This is a genomic window from Mucilaginibacter gossypii (genome assembly GCF_017569325.2).
Taxonomy (GTDB): Bacteria; Bacteroidota; Bacteroidia; order Sphingobacteriales; family Sphingobacteriaceae; genus Mucilaginibacter; species Mucilaginibacter gossypii.
The window spans coordinates 4,650,132-4,665,519 of record NZ_CP071878.2; the positions used below are offsets into that span (position 1 = coordinate 4,650,132).

18 protein-coding genes are annotated in these 15,388 nt (G+C 41.4%); all 18 read left to right on the forward strand.

All coding sequences use genetic code 11. The features are described from left to right. Positions 1 to 145: 145 nt before the first annotated feature. The 18 genes from asnB to J3L18_RS19450 all read left to right on the forward strand — a co-directional run bounded on the left by asnB (position 146) and on the right by J3L18_RS19450 (position 15,384). Complete coding sequence (asnB, locus tag J3L18_RS19365) at positions 146 to 1,933, forward strand: asparagine synthase (glutamine-hydrolyzing) (RefSeq protein WP_129569985.1); 1,788 nt, start codon at positions 146 to 148, stop codon at positions 1,931 to 1,933. Then, positions 1,923 to 3,044, forward strand: a complete 1,122-nt coding sequence (locus J3L18_RS19370) for a glycosyltransferase family 4 protein (RefSeq protein WP_129569984.1) — start codon at positions 1,923 to 1,925, stop codon at positions 3,042 to 3,044. The genes asnB and J3L18_RS19370 overlap by 11 nt, the downstream gene beginning before the upstream one ends. Further along, a complete protein-coding gene (locus tag J3L18_RS19375) occupies positions 3,037 to 3,900 on the forward strand; it encodes an ABC transporter permease (RefSeq protein WP_091173928.1) in 864 nt (287 codons plus the stop codon). Before J3L18_RS19370 ends, J3L18_RS19375 begins: the two co-directional genes overlap by 8 nt. Beyond that, the gene (locus tag J3L18_RS19380; protein ID WP_129569983.1) at positions 3,901 to 5,166 is read left to right on the forward strand and encodes an ABC transporter ATP-binding protein; all 1,266 of its coding nucleotides are present in this window, start codon (positions 3,901 to 3,903) and stop codon (positions 5,164 to 5,166) included. Positions 5,167 to 5,172: 6 nt separating this feature from the next. After that, positions 5,173 to 5,577, forward strand: coding sequence for a sugar 3,4-ketoisomerase (locus J3L18_RS19385; RefSeq protein ID WP_129569982.1), 405 nt, complete (start codon positions 5,173 to 5,175; stop codon positions 5,575 to 5,577). Continuing rightward, positions 5,567 to 5,989 carry a sugar 3,4-ketoisomerase gene (locus tag J3L18_RS19390; RefSeq protein WP_129569981.1) on the forward strand — a complete coding sequence of 141 codons (423 nt, stop codon included), beginning with the start codon at positions 5,567 to 5,569 and terminating at the stop codon, positions 5,987 to 5,989. The genes J3L18_RS19385 and J3L18_RS19390 overlap by 11 nt, the downstream gene beginning before the upstream one ends. Next, entirely contained in the window at positions 5,990 to 6,523 is a 534-nt protein-coding gene (locus J3L18_RS19395; RefSeq protein ID WP_129569980.1) for a GNAT family N-acetyltransferase, read from the forward strand. Positions 6,524 to 6,525: 2 nt separating this feature from the next. Next, the gene (locus tag J3L18_RS19400; protein WP_129569979.1) at positions 6,526 to 6,762 is read left to right on the forward strand and encodes an acyl carrier protein; all 237 of its coding nucleotides are present in this window, start codon (positions 6,526 to 6,528) and stop codon (positions 6,760 to 6,762) included. Positions 6,763 to 6,787: 25 nt separating this feature from the next. Next, positions 6,788 to 7,528 carry an SDR family NAD(P)-dependent oxidoreductase gene (locus J3L18_RS19405; RefSeq protein ID WP_129569978.1) on the forward strand — a complete coding sequence of 247 codons (741 nt, stop codon included), beginning with the start codon at positions 6,788 to 6,790 and terminating at the stop codon, positions 7,526 to 7,528. Continuing rightward, on the forward strand, positions 7,529 to 8,533 hold the full coding sequence (locus J3L18_RS19410; RefSeq protein ID WP_129569977.1) for a ketoacyl-ACP synthase III: 1,005 nt from the start codon (positions 7,529 to 7,531) through the stop codon (positions 8,531 to 8,533). It abuts the gene before it with no gap. A 32-nt stretch (positions 8,534 to 8,565) separates the two neighbouring features. Further along, a complete protein-coding gene (locus tag J3L18_RS19415; RefSeq protein ID WP_129569976.1) occupies positions 8,566 to 9,669 on the forward strand; it encodes a DegT/DnrJ/EryC1/StrS family aminotransferase in 1,104 nt (367 codons plus the stop codon). Then, the gene (locus J3L18_RS19420) at positions 9,662 to 10,192 is read left to right on the forward strand and encodes a glycosyltransferase family protein (RefSeq protein WP_129569975.1); all 531 of its coding nucleotides are present in this window, start codon (positions 9,662 to 9,664) and stop codon (positions 10,190 to 10,192) included. Before J3L18_RS19415 ends, J3L18_RS19420 begins: the two co-directional genes overlap by 8 nt. After that, a complete protein-coding gene (locus J3L18_RS19425) occupies positions 10,185 to 10,754 on the forward strand; it encodes a hypothetical protein (RefSeq protein WP_129569974.1) in 570 nt (189 codons plus the stop codon). The genes J3L18_RS19420 and J3L18_RS19425 overlap by 8 nt, the downstream gene beginning before the upstream one ends. Before the next feature lie 42 nt (positions 10,755 to 10,796). Next, positions 10,797 to 11,825: a glycosyltransferase family 2 protein gene (locus J3L18_RS19430; protein WP_189549260.1), complete on the forward strand. Its 1,029-nt coding sequence runs from the start codon at positions 10,797 to 10,799 to the stop codon at positions 11,823 to 11,825. A gap of 4 nt (positions 11,826 to 11,829) precedes the next feature. Next, entirely contained in the window at positions 11,830 to 12,738 is a 909-nt protein-coding gene (locus J3L18_RS19435) for a glycosyltransferase family 2 protein (protein WP_129569972.1), read from the forward strand. Positions 12,739 to 13,133: 395 nt separating this feature from the next. Further along, entirely contained in the window at positions 13,134 to 13,364 is a 231-nt protein-coding gene (locus J3L18_RS31105; RefSeq protein WP_375339187.1) for an acyltransferase, read from the forward strand. Continuing rightward, positions 13,361 to 14,260, forward strand: a complete 900-nt coding sequence (locus J3L18_RS19445) for an NAD-dependent epimerase/dehydratase family protein (protein WP_129569970.1) — start codon at positions 13,361 to 13,363, stop codon at positions 14,258 to 14,260. Before J3L18_RS31105 ends, J3L18_RS19445 begins: the two co-directional genes overlap by 4 nt. Continuing rightward, complete coding sequence (locus J3L18_RS19450; RefSeq protein ID WP_129569969.1) at positions 14,239 to 15,384, forward strand: glycosyltransferase; 1,146 nt, start codon at positions 14,239 to 14,241, stop codon at positions 15,382 to 15,384. Before J3L18_RS19445 ends, J3L18_RS19450 begins: the two co-directional genes overlap by 22 nt. The last annotated feature ends 4 nt before the right edge of the window (positions 15,385 to 15,388 follow it).

Here is a 15,388-nt window from a genome sequence, read left to right on the forward strand (position 1 = left end):
TTTGGACAACAGATAATATTTCATTATTTGCGCCGAAAATTCAATAAATAGACAGCTTGTGCCCCGCAACACAAGTAATTAATAATTAATTAGTTACAAGATATCAATGTAACTTACGGGGCGAAGCTATGAAATTTAATGAACAATGTGCCGTATAGCAGGAATCGTTTCTAAAAAAATATCCCAGAACGAGATCAGGAATAGCGTAAAATTAATGTGCCACGCGTTACAGCATGGCGGGCCGGACGATGAGGGCATATTTGAAGATAAAAAAGCCTGCCTTGTTTTCGGTCACCGCAGGTTATCAATTATTGACCTCAGCAGCAACGGGCATCAGCCCATGGCAGATGTGGGCCAAAATGCATGGATCACCTTCAATGGCGAAATTTACAACTACCCTGAATTAAAACAGGAATTGCTAAGATCAGGAGCACAATTTAAGTCAGGCACTGATACCGAAGTTATACTCCAGGCCTATCTTAATTGGGGCACTGCAGCTTTTGCAAGGTTCAGAGGTATGTTTGCTTTTGCCTTGTATGATGTTGGCAAAGCCCTTACTTACCTTGTACGTGATACTACCGGTATAAAACCGCTATATTATTCGGCTGTAAACAACGAGCTTTGTTTTGCATCTGAAGTACGGGCATTTAAACAGTCGGGACTGAATATCGAAAAAGATCCGGACTGGCCGGTAAGACTACTGGCATTTGGCCATATTCCTGAACCCTATACCACATTAAAAAATGTATTCAGCTTGCCCAAAGGACATTTTTTATGCTGGGACCACAGGAGTGCAGGGTATACTTTAAGCAAATATCACATTGATGGTTTGCAAAATGTAATAACCGATAAAAACGAAGCCCATCGGATAATCTACAATGCACTTAGCCTGGGCGTAAAAAGGCAATTAATTGCCGATGCACCCATAGGTGTATTTTTAAGCGGGGGGATTGATTCAAGCCTGCTCACAATGCTGGCCAATCGGCAAAAAAAAGAGCAACTTAAAACCATTTCTATATTTTTTGATGAAAAAAGTTATGATGAACGCAGCTATCAAAACATCATTAACAATAAAATAAATGGCCAAAACTTTTCACACCTGGTAAAACAATCAGATTTTGAAGCATTTTTTTCGCAAATCATGGATGCTATGGATATGCCTACCACCGATGGCATTAACAGCTGGTTTATAAGTAAATATGCCCATGACGATGGTTTGAAGGCGGTATTATCAGGTGTGGGCGCCGATGAACTTTTTGGAGGTTATCCCTCATTTAACCGCATAAAATATCTTGGCTATCTGCGTAAACTGCCATCTTGGATGTTAAAGATATCCAGTCATTTTTTGCCTGATCATTATAAGAGATTGGCATTCCTCGCTGTTAACCATCCCGTAGCTGATTACCTGGCTTTGCGTGGATTGTTTTCATTGGCTGATGTTTCTGCTCTACTGGATACGAGCATTGATCATATTAATGATGTATTGTTCGGCACAGCTTTGTCGCCCGCACCACACGGGTATAATAACGAACATGCAGAATGGTTTGAAACGCATTTCTACATGCAAAACCAATTACTTAGGGATACCGATATAATGAGCATGAATCATGGCCTTGAAGTCAGGGTTCCGTTTTTGGATGAAGATTTTAACCGTGCAGCCCGGAATATCGCACCAGCCATCAGATTTAATAAACGCCAGCCGAAAAAACTTCTTATTGAAAGTTTCAACAACCTTATTCCGCCTGAAGTTTGGAACAGGCCCAAAATGGGTTTCACATTCCCCTTACAAAAATGGATGAAGGGGCACCGGCTAATTAGCGATACTGATAATTACAAAGGAAAAGCGGCACAAAATGTTATAAAACAGTTTAAAAACGACAGCATTCATTGGTCAAAGGCTTTTGCCTTGTACCAGGTTCAAAATGATGGCTAAAAATGTAATTCTTTTTACTTTACAAACATTTAGCACTACCGGCGGCATCCAGAAAATGACACGCACACTTGGTCATTCCTTGCATCGTGCTGCCTTAAAAAACAATTGGAATTTTGAGCTTTGGTCGGCTTATGATAAGCAGGATGACCTGATGGCGCAATATTTACCTTCTGCAAATTTCAAAGGGTTTGGCATAAACCGGGCAGGTTTTGTTTTAGAAACCATCGGCCATTCCGCAAAGCCCCATGTTGCTATATTAAGTCATATTAACCTGGCCATCATTGGCCTGTTAATTAAACTGATTAATCCGAAATGCCGGTTATGGCTTGTAGCACACGGCATTGAGGTTTGGCGTCCGCTTTCGTTTTTAAAGCGGCTGATGCTTAAACACTGCGACTGCGTAATTTGTGTAAGCAATTATACCAAACAGCAAATGATAAAAAGGCATAACCTGAATGCAGATAAATGCATTGTGCTAAATAATGCAATTGACCCATTTATGCGTTTGCCAGATATCTTCGCGAAGCCACAAAAACTGTTGCGCCGTTATGGTTTAAACCACGATGATTTTATCATATTTTCGTTAACACGCATGGCATCTACCGAGCTATACAAAGGGTATGACCAGGTAATTAGTGCCCTGGGCAGCCTTAAGTCACAATTTCCGCAAATAAAATATATACTTTCGGGCAAATATGATGAGCAGGAACACATCCGTATAAAAGAATTAATAGCGGCGCATGATGTAACGGAACAGGTAATTTTAACCGGCTTTATTGATGAAGCCGAACTCACCGACCATTTCCTGCTGGCCGACCTGTTTGTTTTACCAAGCAAAAAGGAGGGATTTGGCATTGTATTTATTGAAGCCCTTGCCTGCGGCTTACCCGTTATTTGCGGTAATGCCGACGGTAGTATTGACGCCATCCGGAACGGCGAACTGGGAGAAGCCATTGACCCGGACAACCTTACCGAACTTAACAGGGCAATAACAAAGCATTTGCAAAAACACTTAGCTGCTGATACCCGCAAAAGCTTACAGGAAAAATGTTTAAGCCATTTTAACGAGCGCGATTATATGACCAAACTTGAGCAGCTGATAAATGACTGATTTGCATCCGGAAAAATGGGACATTGAAATAAATGCCAAAGGCAGCCTGCTCGACCTTAAGCTTAAAGAGGTGTGGCATTATCGCGACCTGCTTGTGCTACTCGTTAGGCGCGATTTTATTTCCTTTTATAAGCAAACCATTTTGGGCCCGGTGTGGTTTTTTATTCAGCCAGTTATTACTATCCTGTTTTATACCCTGATATTTGGCAATTTGGCCGGCATCCCGGTTGATGGCCTGCCAAAGCCACTTTTTTACCTGGCCGGCACCATCATTTGGAACTATTTTGCCGATTGCCTGAACAAAACGTCAACTGTTTTTAAAGATAATGCCGGTATACTTGGCAAGGTATATTTTCCAAGACTTATTATGCCCCTAAGTATTGTACTTTCAAACTTGATCCGTTTCGCGGTTCAGTTTCTACTTTTCATAATCCTGTACATCATATTTATCTTAAAGGGCGAACATATTATTCCCAATATAGCAGCCTTGCTGCTGCCATTACTCATTATCATGATAGCATCACTGGGTTTAGGCTTAGGTATGATCATATCGGCTGTTACCACAAAATACAGGGATATAGCGTTTATAGTGGCCTTTGGCGTACCACTTTTAATGTATGCAACAACGGTTATATACCCTTTATCGGTGGCACAGGCTAAATATCCTAAATACAGCTGGCTTATTAAGTTTAACCCCATTACGGCCATAATTGAAACGTTCAGGTATGGCTGTTTAGGCAAAGGAAGCTTTAACTGGGAGCTGTTAGCTTACAGTATCGTTAGCACTATTGTAATACTGCTTACAGGCATAGTAATATTTAATAAGGTTGAAAAAACTTTTGTTGATACTGTATAAATGAGTAAGGCAATAAAAGTTGAAAACTTATCAAAAGCCTACCAATTAGGCGATTTTGGTACGGGCACTATCTCCCGCGACCTGGAGCGTTTTTGGGCACGTCTGCGGGGTAAGGAAGATCCTTTTTTAAAAATAGGCGAAGTGAATGACCGTACCATCAAAGGCGAAAGTGATGTGGTATGGAGCTTGAACGATATTAATTTTGAAGTTGAACAGGGCGATGCTGTTGGCATTATAGGCCGCAACGGAGCAGGTAAAAGTACCCTGCTTAAAATTTTAAGCCGTGTTACCTCTCCTACTACCGGCTCAATAAAACTAAGAGGCCGGATAGCCAGTTTACTTGAAGTAGGCACAGGTTTCCACCCGGAACTGAGCGGGCGGGAAAATATTTATCTCAATGGTGCCATCCTTGGGATGCGCAAGGCCGAGATCAAACAAAAGTTTGATGAGATCGTGAGCTTTTCGGGGGTTGAAAGGTATATCGATACGCCGGTTAAGCGTTACTCGTCGGGAATGTATGTACGGTTGGCCTTTGCGGTGGCTGCGCACCTTGAAAGCGAAATTTTGATAGTAGATGAAGTACTGGCAGTTGGCGATGCCGAGTTTCAGAAAAAATGCCTCGGTAAAATGGGACAGGTAAGCAAGAACGAAGGGCGCACGGTTTTGTTTGTAAGCCACAACATGGCCGCTGTGAAAACATTATGTAACCGGGGCATTGTGCTTGCAAACGGGCAGTTGATATATGAAAACAAACAGCTCGAAGCAGTAGGCTTTTATCAAACTAATAACAATACCCGGTCAACATTTGAACACCAGGGCGACCTAACCTCAGCACCTGGGAATGAAAATATAAAAGTGCTTAAATTTGTCATCCGGCCGCTTACCGGCGACAGCATCTCCATTTCGACAGGCATTAGCTTTGAGATGATCTTTTTTAATCAAAAGGCAGGCATTAACCTCGATGCAACCTTTGAATTAAAAAATAGTGATGAAATCCCCGTGTTTCATAACGGCGTGCTTATATCAACCAATAATGATTCAAAAACCGGGTTTTATACAGTTAAGTGTACTATCCCGCCTAACCTGTTGAACGCCGGCAATTATTCATTCAAGTTGATTTTTGGCGAAAATCAACGTTACCAATTATTTGGTGCTGATGATTTTATCGGGTTTGAGGTTGAAAATGAAAGTAAAGGAAGTAACAGCGCTTTAGCTCCGGGTGTAATTCACCCCAAACTTGATTTTGATATTAGTTACCAGGCATAACAGCATATGGAAGCCCCGCGCATCATACAATTGCCCAAGTTTTTAGACGACAGGGGGAACCTTTCTTTCATTGAAGAAAACAACCATATCCCCTTTAAAATTGAGCGTACCTATTGGATTTATGACGTACCCGGCGGCGAACGGCGCGGCGGCCACGCTTATTTAAACCTGCAGGAATTTATTGTCGCTATTAGTGGTAGCTTCGACGTTGTGCTTCATGATGGTGTAAAGGAAATGCGGTATAGCCTTAACCGTTCATATTACGGGCTGTATGTTCCGAAAATGATGTGGCGGGAGATTGAGAACTTCTCGACCAATTCACTTGCCCTGATCCTGACCGACGGCAAGTATGATGTAAATGAATATATCAGGGGTTTTGATCAATTTGTGAGCTGCAAACATGGAAGGTAAAATATCAACTGTTTTTGATTGTAACATCATCCACCTTAACCGTATTAATAACCGGGCTGGTAACATCACTCCTGTTGAAAACAATATCCATATCCCCTTTGCTGTTAAACGGGTATATTATTTGTATGATATCCCTGGAGGAGAATCACGCGCGGCGCACGGACATAAGCAGCTTGAACAATTTATCGTAGCAGCCAGTGGCAGCTTTGATATCACTATTGACGATGGTATCAACAAAAAAACAGTACAGTTAAACCGCCCGTACATAGGGTTGCATATCCAGCCCGGCATCTGGCGCGATATTTCAAATTTTTCGTCGGGTGCTATTTGCCTTGTATTAGCTTCCATGTTGTATACAGAAGCCGATTATCTAAGAGAGTACAAACAGTTCAAAGATTACAAATCATTATAAGTGGAGTTCCCTTTTTGTAAATTTGACTTAATATTTAGATTGGTTGAGGAAAGCGATGCCGAATTTATTTTAAGTTTAAGAACCGACCCGGTACACGCCCGGTACCTGACACACACCGACAATAATTTGCAAAAGCAAATTGAATGGATTAGAGCATATAAAAAGCGGGAAAAAAAACGGCAGGAATATTACTTTTTATTTTCTAACCATGATTATCAGCCGCTCGGAGTTATAAGATTGTATGATATAACGGCTGATACCTACACCAGTGGCAGCTGGATCGTAAAACCCGGATGCGATGAATTTGTAAGCATAAAATCAGATCTGTTTATTTCTGAATTTGCAGCCAGCGAATTAAAAAATAAAAGATGTGTGTTTGACGTAAGGAAAGACAATAAAAAAGTGTTACAGTTTCATAAAATGTTTGCAACAATAACAGGTGAAGACGAACTCAACTATTATTTTACAATAGACGAGGAGAGCGTTAAACGCAAGGTTAGTTTTTTAATAAGTATAATACAACCTCAAACTTAACTATGAATATTGAAAAATTTATAAGCGAATTTGCTGATCAGTTTGACGACTTGGATACAAGTTCTTTTACTGCCGAAACATTATTCAAAGAAAACGACGAGTGGAGCTCCATGACAGCACTTTCAGTGATTGCCATGGTAGATGACGTTTACGCAGTCAGACTGACAGGCGATGACATTCGTAATTCAAAAGTTATACAGGATATATACAATATTGTATTGAAAAAATCAAATTCGTAAACCCAGACACTGACGCTAATATCCTATGGATAACCCATTCTGTTTAAAAGGTAAAAAAATTTTGGTTACCGGCGCCTCATCAGGCATAGGCAGGCAAATTGCTATAAGCGTTTCAGGAATGAGAGCCGAAACTTTTATTACCGGCAGAAACGAGCAACGACTGTCAGACGTTTTTAACTTGCTGGAAGTACCCGGCACCCAATATGTTGCCGATCTTGATATTGAGCAGGAACAGGACAACCTGATTGAGTTAATGCCGAATTTAGATGGCGTCGTATTATCTGCCGGGATTGTAAAAACTTTGCCTTTTAAATTTATAAACAGGAAAGACCTGGATTCGATCTTCGAAACAAATTTTTTCTCCCCCGCTATTTTGATCAATAAGCTGTTAAAAACTAAAAAGCTAAACAAAAATGGATCGGTAGTATTTATATCATCCATTGCCGGCAACTATGTTGGAACCGCTGGTAACGCGATGTACAGTGCCTCAAAAGGCGCCATAAATGCTATGCAAAAGGTATTAGCTATTGAACTTTCCGCCCAAAGGATCAGGGTCAATAATATCTCTCCGGGCATGATAAAAACCGAACTCATCTACGATCCTATATTTACAGAGGAGCAGCTGAAAGACGATGAAAAAAAATACCCCCTGGGATTTGGCGAACCAATTGATGTTGCCAACGCGGCTATTTACCTGTTATCTGACGCCAGTAAGTGGGTAACCGGAAGCACCCTGATAATAGACGGAGGATTCACCATACAATAAATGCAGGCCTTTATAAAAGCTATTTCATATCATTTGCCTCAAAATCAGCTTACCAATGCTGAGCTATCGGCCCTGTTTCCCGAATGGGGAGTAGAGAAGATAGCCAGCAAAATAGGTATTAGCACCCGTCACATTGCTGCCGAGGATGAGTTTGCGTCAGATATGGCGATAGCCGCGGCACAAAAACTGTTTGCCGCGCATAACATCAATCCAACTGAAATTGATTTTATATTATACTGTACCCAAAGCCCAGACTATTTTTTGCCTTCAACAGCGTGTATTATACAGGATAAGCTGAGTATCCCGGTTAAAGCGGGCGCACTTGATTTTAACCTGGGCTGTTCGGGCTACGTGTACGGCCTTGCTTTAGCCAAGGGTCTTATAGCGGCAGGTATAGCCACCAATATCTTGCTGCTCACGGCCGAAACCTATTCAAAATTCATACATCCTAAAGATAAGGGAAACCGTACCATTTTTGGTGATGCCGCCGCCGCTACCCTCATCAGCACCGAAGGCTTTGCGGCTATAGGCAACTTTGAATTGGGTACGGATGGTAAGGGTGCTGAAAATCTGATGGTAAAGCAGGGAGCTATCCGTTACCCTGAAAAAAGTGCCGATACCGTACATGATGACTATGGGAATGAGCAATCACCAGGAAGTTTATATATGAACGGGGCCGAAATATTTGCTTTTACCTCTAAAGAGATTCCTGCTTTAATAATAGATACCCTAAAAAAAAATGGTGTGCGCAAAGACGAAATCGGGCAGTTTATCCTGCACCAGGCCAACCGGTACATGCTGGAGCACCTGCGTAAAAAGATGGATATAGCTTCCGAAAACTTTTATATCTATATGGCCGCTGTTGGTAACACGGTATCATCATCGGTACCCATTGCACTTGATGAAGCCATGAAAGAAAAACAAGTTACTCCGCAAACAAAATGGCTTTTGGCCGGCTTTGGTGTTGGCTACTCATGGGCCGGAACCGTAATAACATTTATATAAAAGCAGAAAGCCTAAGGCTCAAAGTTGGACCGATGAATATTCCGTTTCTATCTTTAACCAGTCAGAATAATTTAGTTGAAGCAGAGATTCGTGCGGCGTTTGAGCGCGTTTTTCAAAATAAATGGTACATACTTGGTAAGGAAGTAAGCGATTTCGAAAATGCTTACGCTGCCTTCAATAACGTACAACACTGCATTGGGGTAGGCAACGGACTTGATGCCCTGTGCATTGCGCTACGGGTGCTTGAAGTTGGTGAAGGCGATGAAGTGATCGTCCCTTCAAATACGTTTATAGCCACCTGGCTGGCCATATCGCAGGTAAGGGCTACCATTGTACCGGTTGAGCCCGATAAGGATACTTATAATTTAAACCCGCGTTTGATTGAGGCAGCTATCACCTCAAAAACAAAAGTTATCATACCCGTACACCTTTACGGGCAGGCCTGCCAAATGGACGCTATTATGCAGATAGCCCATAAGCATAATCTTTTTGTGATAGAAGATAACGCACAGGCGCAGGGCAGCACATACAACAACAAGCTTACCGGCAGCTTTGGCCACGTTAACGCTACCAGTTTTTATCCAACAAAAAACCTGGGCGCGTATGGCGATGCAGGGGCTTTAACCACCAACAATCCAGGCCTCGCACAAAAAGCAGGCCTGCTGCGTAATTATGGCTCCGAAAGAAAATATTACAATGAGGTTATAGGTGTAAACTCAAGGCTTGATGAACTGCAGGCTGCTTTTCTTTCGGTAAAATTGAAATATCTGAATGGATGGACAACTGAGCGGCAGACCATAGCTTCTGCCTATACTCGTCAACTTAACGGAATCGACGGCCTTATCTTACCAGCTTCCTCCCCAGGATCATCACATGTATACCATTTATATGTAATCCGTACTGCAAAACGAAATGAGCTGGAGCAACATTTAAACAACAATGGAATAGGCACCGGGATCCATTATCCTGTACCCGCCCATTTACAAAAAGCCTATAGGCACCTCGGTTACCGGAAAGGTGACTTCACCATAGCGGAGGAATTGGCAGAAACGAGCTTGAGCCTTCCGCTGAATCCGGGCATGAGCAGTGAGGAAATTGAGTACGTAACTAAAACTATCAAAAAGTTTTATGCGTAAAATTTTGATAGTGAATGGTGGCCTGGTAATTGGAGGTGCTGAGAAGCTTGTTCATGAACTTGCTGTTTTTGCCCAGCAAAACAAAATTGCCCCAACTATACTGATCCTTGATAATTACAACCAGGAATATTACGACTTTATTTTTAAACAGAAGAAAATAAGGGTGGTAAGAACCCGGCTTGGCGTAATAAAGAACTTCAGAGCCCCTTTAAAAATGTTGAGATCGATATACTGGAAGTTAAAATTAAAATTTCTTGCCAACAGCATATATGAAAGTGTTCATGTGATCGGCTTGTATAATATTTACAGGGTAAAAGACACAGTTGATCATGATCACCGGTTTTATTGGCATGTAACCAATGCGGCGCAAGGTACCTATAACTTTCCCGAAACATACTTTGACAACCCCGATGACACCCTGATTTGCATTAATCAATACCAGTTAAACGAGCTCGATACACATTACGGGAACGCCGTATTTAAATGTAAAAGAGGCTTATTTCCACTTTTTTTGAATGATTAATTTAAACGTTATATCAAGAATAGCTGAAGACAAGAATTACTTCCCGGATCTGGTAAAAATACTACACGTGTTAAAAAACAAGGGGATCACTGATGTCCAGATACTATTCATAGGCACGGTATATAGCCCGAAAGTTTATCAAAACATTATAGATATGGCCAGCCGGCTTAATGTTTCCTCAAACATCGCATTTACTGAAAAATCCATTCCTATGAGTGAACTAAGCGATGAAATAAAAAACGGATATTTTATCAACTTCACCATCGGTGAATTTACCGGCTTCTCAGGTTTGGAAAGTATCAAAAACGGGTTTAAAACAATTTTTTATAACATTGATAAATCGCTTAAAAACGAGTGCGATAATGTAATTGCTTACTGTCACACGCTTGATAAATTGACGGATCTGATAATAAATATAAGTCAAAATCAAGCGCTGATGAACGAAGAAGTTACAGCTTGTAATCAGGAAATGCTTAACAGGTTTATATTAAATAGTGTTATGAAGCGGGAATTGCTTGCTATGATGCTGCCAAAATCAAATCGTTCTGATAAACTGGCTTGATCGATCGTCTTGTAGTTTTATGTTATCCAATTCCTCAATAACTTGAGTACCGGCATATCGGTTATAGTTTGCTGTTATAACAGCAGCGCGCGGCTTCCCCTAACCATTAAACACCTGGCCTTACAAAAGGTACCGGGAAGTGTTGGATGGGAGGTTATTATTGTTGACAATGCATCAACAGATGGCACAGCGGCCACAGCCAGGGCCGAATGGGGAAAACACAATTTAGCCGATGTTCCTTTCAGCGTTGTGAGCCAACCCATTGCAGGGCTAAGTCATGCGCGGGATATGGGTTTAAATCACGCTCGATATGAATACCTTCTTTTTTGCGATGATGACAATTGGCTTTTCGACGATTATATTGAGCGTGCCTTTAAAATCATGAACAGTGATAGCCAAATAGGTGTATTGGGGGGATGTGGATTAATAGAAGCTGAGCAACCGGCCCCTCTTTCCGAAAGCCTGCTGAAATTTACTACCGTTTGGGGTCCCCAAACTTGGGCAGTCGGTAGCCATTGGGTTTATGGTGCCGGATCTGTTTACCGGAAAAGTATACTGCTTGAACTGAAGAACGCAAATTGGCGCCAGGTAACAACCGGCCGCATAGGCAAAAAGCTGGTTTCGGGCGAGGATGTTGAGATTTGCCTGATGAATTATTTGATGGGCTATAAGATCATCACCGATGATAACCTAAAGTTTAAACACTTTGTTCCCCATCAAAGGCAAAATATCAACTATATATTAAAAGTTGCATTTTGGTTAAATTACAGCAGCGTTTTGCTCAATGGCTATTTTGCACTGGTTAATGATAATAAACGGCCTATCGAACAGATCATAAATCACGATCTGCTTTCCGCAGCAAAATCCTTAATCAAGTTAACGGTTAACTTGTTTTATCAAAAGGTTATCAGATTCCGGCCTGTAAGCGTCGAACAAAAAATCTCATACTACCAAAAATCTGGCCAGCTCAAATCGCTGTTAACTAACAGGCAACTGATAAAAAATCAGTACCAGCATATAAAACAATTATTAAAAACTGTAAAAACAGCCCAGGCTTTCACAAGCTATTAAGCTTATGGGATATTCCGTACCGATACTTTTTTTAATATTTAACCGCCCGGCTTTTACAGAAATGGTTTTTGAAGCCATAGCTAAAATTAAACCTAAATACCTGTATATAGCTGCCGACGGACCAAGGCCTGATAAACCCGATGACATCGACCTATGCGCTAAAACACGTTCGGTAATTGAGCGCATAAACTGGGATTGTGAAGTTAAAACATTATTAAGGGATAAAAACCTCGGCTGCAAATCGGCAGTTAGCGAAGCCATCAACTGGTTTTTTGAAAATGTTAACGAAGGCATCATTTTAGAAGACGACTGCCTGCCCGATAGAACATTTTTTCCCTTTTGCGAAGAACTGTTGACAAAATACCGTTTTGACGATAAGGTAATGTCAATATCCGGTTCAAATTTACTAACCGATGGCTGGAAAAAAGATGCCCAATCATATCATTGGGGGCATGGCGGTATCTGGGGTTGGGCAACCTGGAAACGTGCCTGGAACCTTTATGATATAGAAATGAAAGACTGGCCCAAGCAGCAAACAAAGGATAGAGTTGAAGCGCAGCTTGGTACTACCGACTGGTACAATAGTTATTACGGCATGTTTGAATCATCCTTTAACAAATCCTTAAATACCTGGGATATTCAATGGTTCTATAGCATTCTGATCAACGGTGGCATGGCTGTTAATCCTTGCGTAAATCTTGTAAAGAATATAGGCTATGGAAATGGGACACATACGCATTCGGCAGATGATGCTATTACCGATCTACCATTGGGCACAATGATATTCCCGCTAAAACATCCTAAAAAAATGCTTCTGGATGTCGCTTATTTAAAACAGGTTTATGCCCGGCTTAACAAAAAATACAAAAGTTCTGTTATACGCAGGGCGCTTAAATTTTTTAAGATAGCATAATGAAACAATTCATAAAACGGTTATTGCTTGGCCTTTTTGAAAAAATAAACCTTGTCCATTTAATTTACCTGCTTAATGAAAAACAGGCAAAACGCAACATTCAGTTAAGCATTACCGATCTCGGGGCCACTTTTTATCCGGAGGCGGTGGTTTCGAACTCGCTCGACAAATCAAGAATTGTGGTTGGCAAAGGAACCCATATCAGGGGGATGCTCAATATATTTAAGTACGGGGGTAGAATTGTGATTGGCGAAAACTGCTACATTGGCGATCACACCAGGATCTGGTCGGGCGAAAGTATAACCATTGGCAATTTTGTGCAAATCTCACATAATGTAAATATTATGGACACAAATGCGCATGAGCTTGAAGCCATTGAAAGGGCCGAACGGTGGATGGACCTGGTACACAACGGGCACTGGGCCGATAAAGGCAACGTACACACTGCACCGATAATAATTGATGACTACGCCTGGATCAGCCTGAACGCTGTAATTTTAAAAGGCGTTACCATTGGCAAAGGCGCCATCGTAGCAGCAGGAGCAGTGGTTACTAAAAATGTTGAACCATTTACCATGGTTGCCGGCAACCCGGCACAATTCATAAAAGCATTACCACAGCAATGAAAATACTTGTCATAGGCTCCAAAGGATTTATCGGTTCGGCCTGTTACAGCTATTTTAAAAATCAGCCAGGTTATGAAGTGTATGGCGCTGATGTAATGGTAGAATATGACGATCCCAACTACTTTTTAATTGATGCCACCAATGCCGATTTTAAGAAGGTATTTCATGAGCAACAGTTCAATTGGTGTATTAACTGTGCAGGGGCTGCGTCAGTGCCCGAATCATTCAATAACCCTGAGCGCGATTACCTGCTAAACGTTCATCACCTCGTGAGCATCCTCAATGCCATAAAAGAAGGTAATGGCAATTGCAGGCTCATCCAATTGTCAAGCGCGGCAGTTTACGGTAATCCGCAAATGCTACCTATTGCAGAATCTCATGCGCTTAATCCGCTCTCACCCTATGGTGTACATAAAAAACAAGCCGAAGAGCTTTGCCAGCTATATCACGATCATTTTAGCTTAAATGTTCATATCTTCCGTGTGTTTTCCGCATATGGAGCCGGTTTGAAAAAGCAGTTGTTTTGGGACCTTTACAAAAAATCGCAGGCTCAAACAAATATCACATTGTTCGGTACCGGTAACGAAACACGCGAATTTATTCATGTTACCGATATTGTAAACGCCATGAACCTGTTTATCAATGCCGACAAGCCCGGGTTCAGTATTACAAACATTGCTAATAATAATACCATCACTATAACAACAGCAGCCGAAACTTTTTTGAAATATATAGGCTTTAGCGGCGGCTTGTCATTTACAGGCACCAACCGCGTTGGCGATCCGTTATACTGGCAAGCCGATAACAGCCTGCTAATTAGCCTGGGCTACCAACAAAAAGTAAATTTTGACGATGGTATTAATACCTATTGTAAATGGCTAAAAGGAAAAGAATAGGACTAAGCTACACCTACAATGAAAACTGGATAGGCGGTACTTACTATATCGAAAACCTGGTAAATGCGTTAAACGCCCTTAATGATGAGGAAAAGCCACATATTGTTTTACTTACCGATAGTTACGAAAGTTTTTGGACCGCGCAGCAAAAATTCAATTATCCTTATATCAGCTTTCAGTTGGGTTCGGGCGAAGCAAACAAAGGTTTCCAATTACTAAACAGGATAACAAACCGGCTGTTTAAAATCCGTCTGTTTAGCCAGAAAATTAAAGCCCTTGACGCTGTTTTTCCTTATTATAAAAGTGAGCAACAATCGGCTGCTAAAAAGAAAATATATTGGGTAGCTGATTTCCAGGAACATTTTGCCCCTGAATTTTTCAGTGAAGATGATATTGCCTCGCGCCTGCAAAACCAGCAGGAAATTCAAGCCTCGGCCGGGCATTTAATTGTGAGCAGCAATACCGCGCTTGGACATTTCAAATCTATTTTCCCTAAGCATACAGTTGAGGTAAGCGTTCTGCCTTTCGCGGTAGCACATCCTCCGTATCAGGATATCAACATCAAATTACTGCTTGAAAAATATCAGTTACCCGCACGTTATTTTATCTGCCCTAACCAGTTCTGGAAACATAAAAATCAGCTGGTAGTTCTAAAAGCGGTTAAAGAACTAAAGGCGGAAGGCATTGAAACTACAGTAGCTTTTACCGGTAATACCAACGACTACCGAAACCCACATTATTTTACAGAGATGAAAGCGTTTGTTGAAGACAATAACATCGGCAACAACGTTAAGTTCCTGGGTTTTATCGACCGGCGTGATCAGCTTCAATTGATGAATAATGCCATTGCCATTATACAGCCATCATTGTTTGAAGGCTGGAGCACTGTTGTGGAGGATGCTAAGCTAATGAATAAATTTTTACTGGTTTCAGATATTGAGATCCACAGGGAGCAGTTGGTTAACAGTTCGGCACGCTTTTTTGATCCATATAATGTTAACCAGTTAGCGCAACTGCTTCAGCAGTTCAGTGAATATCAAAGCCCTCCCCTGCTCTTTGAAAATAACACTTATCATGAATGTGTTGAAAAATTTGGCCGAACATTTCTGCGGATAATTGACTGAACAA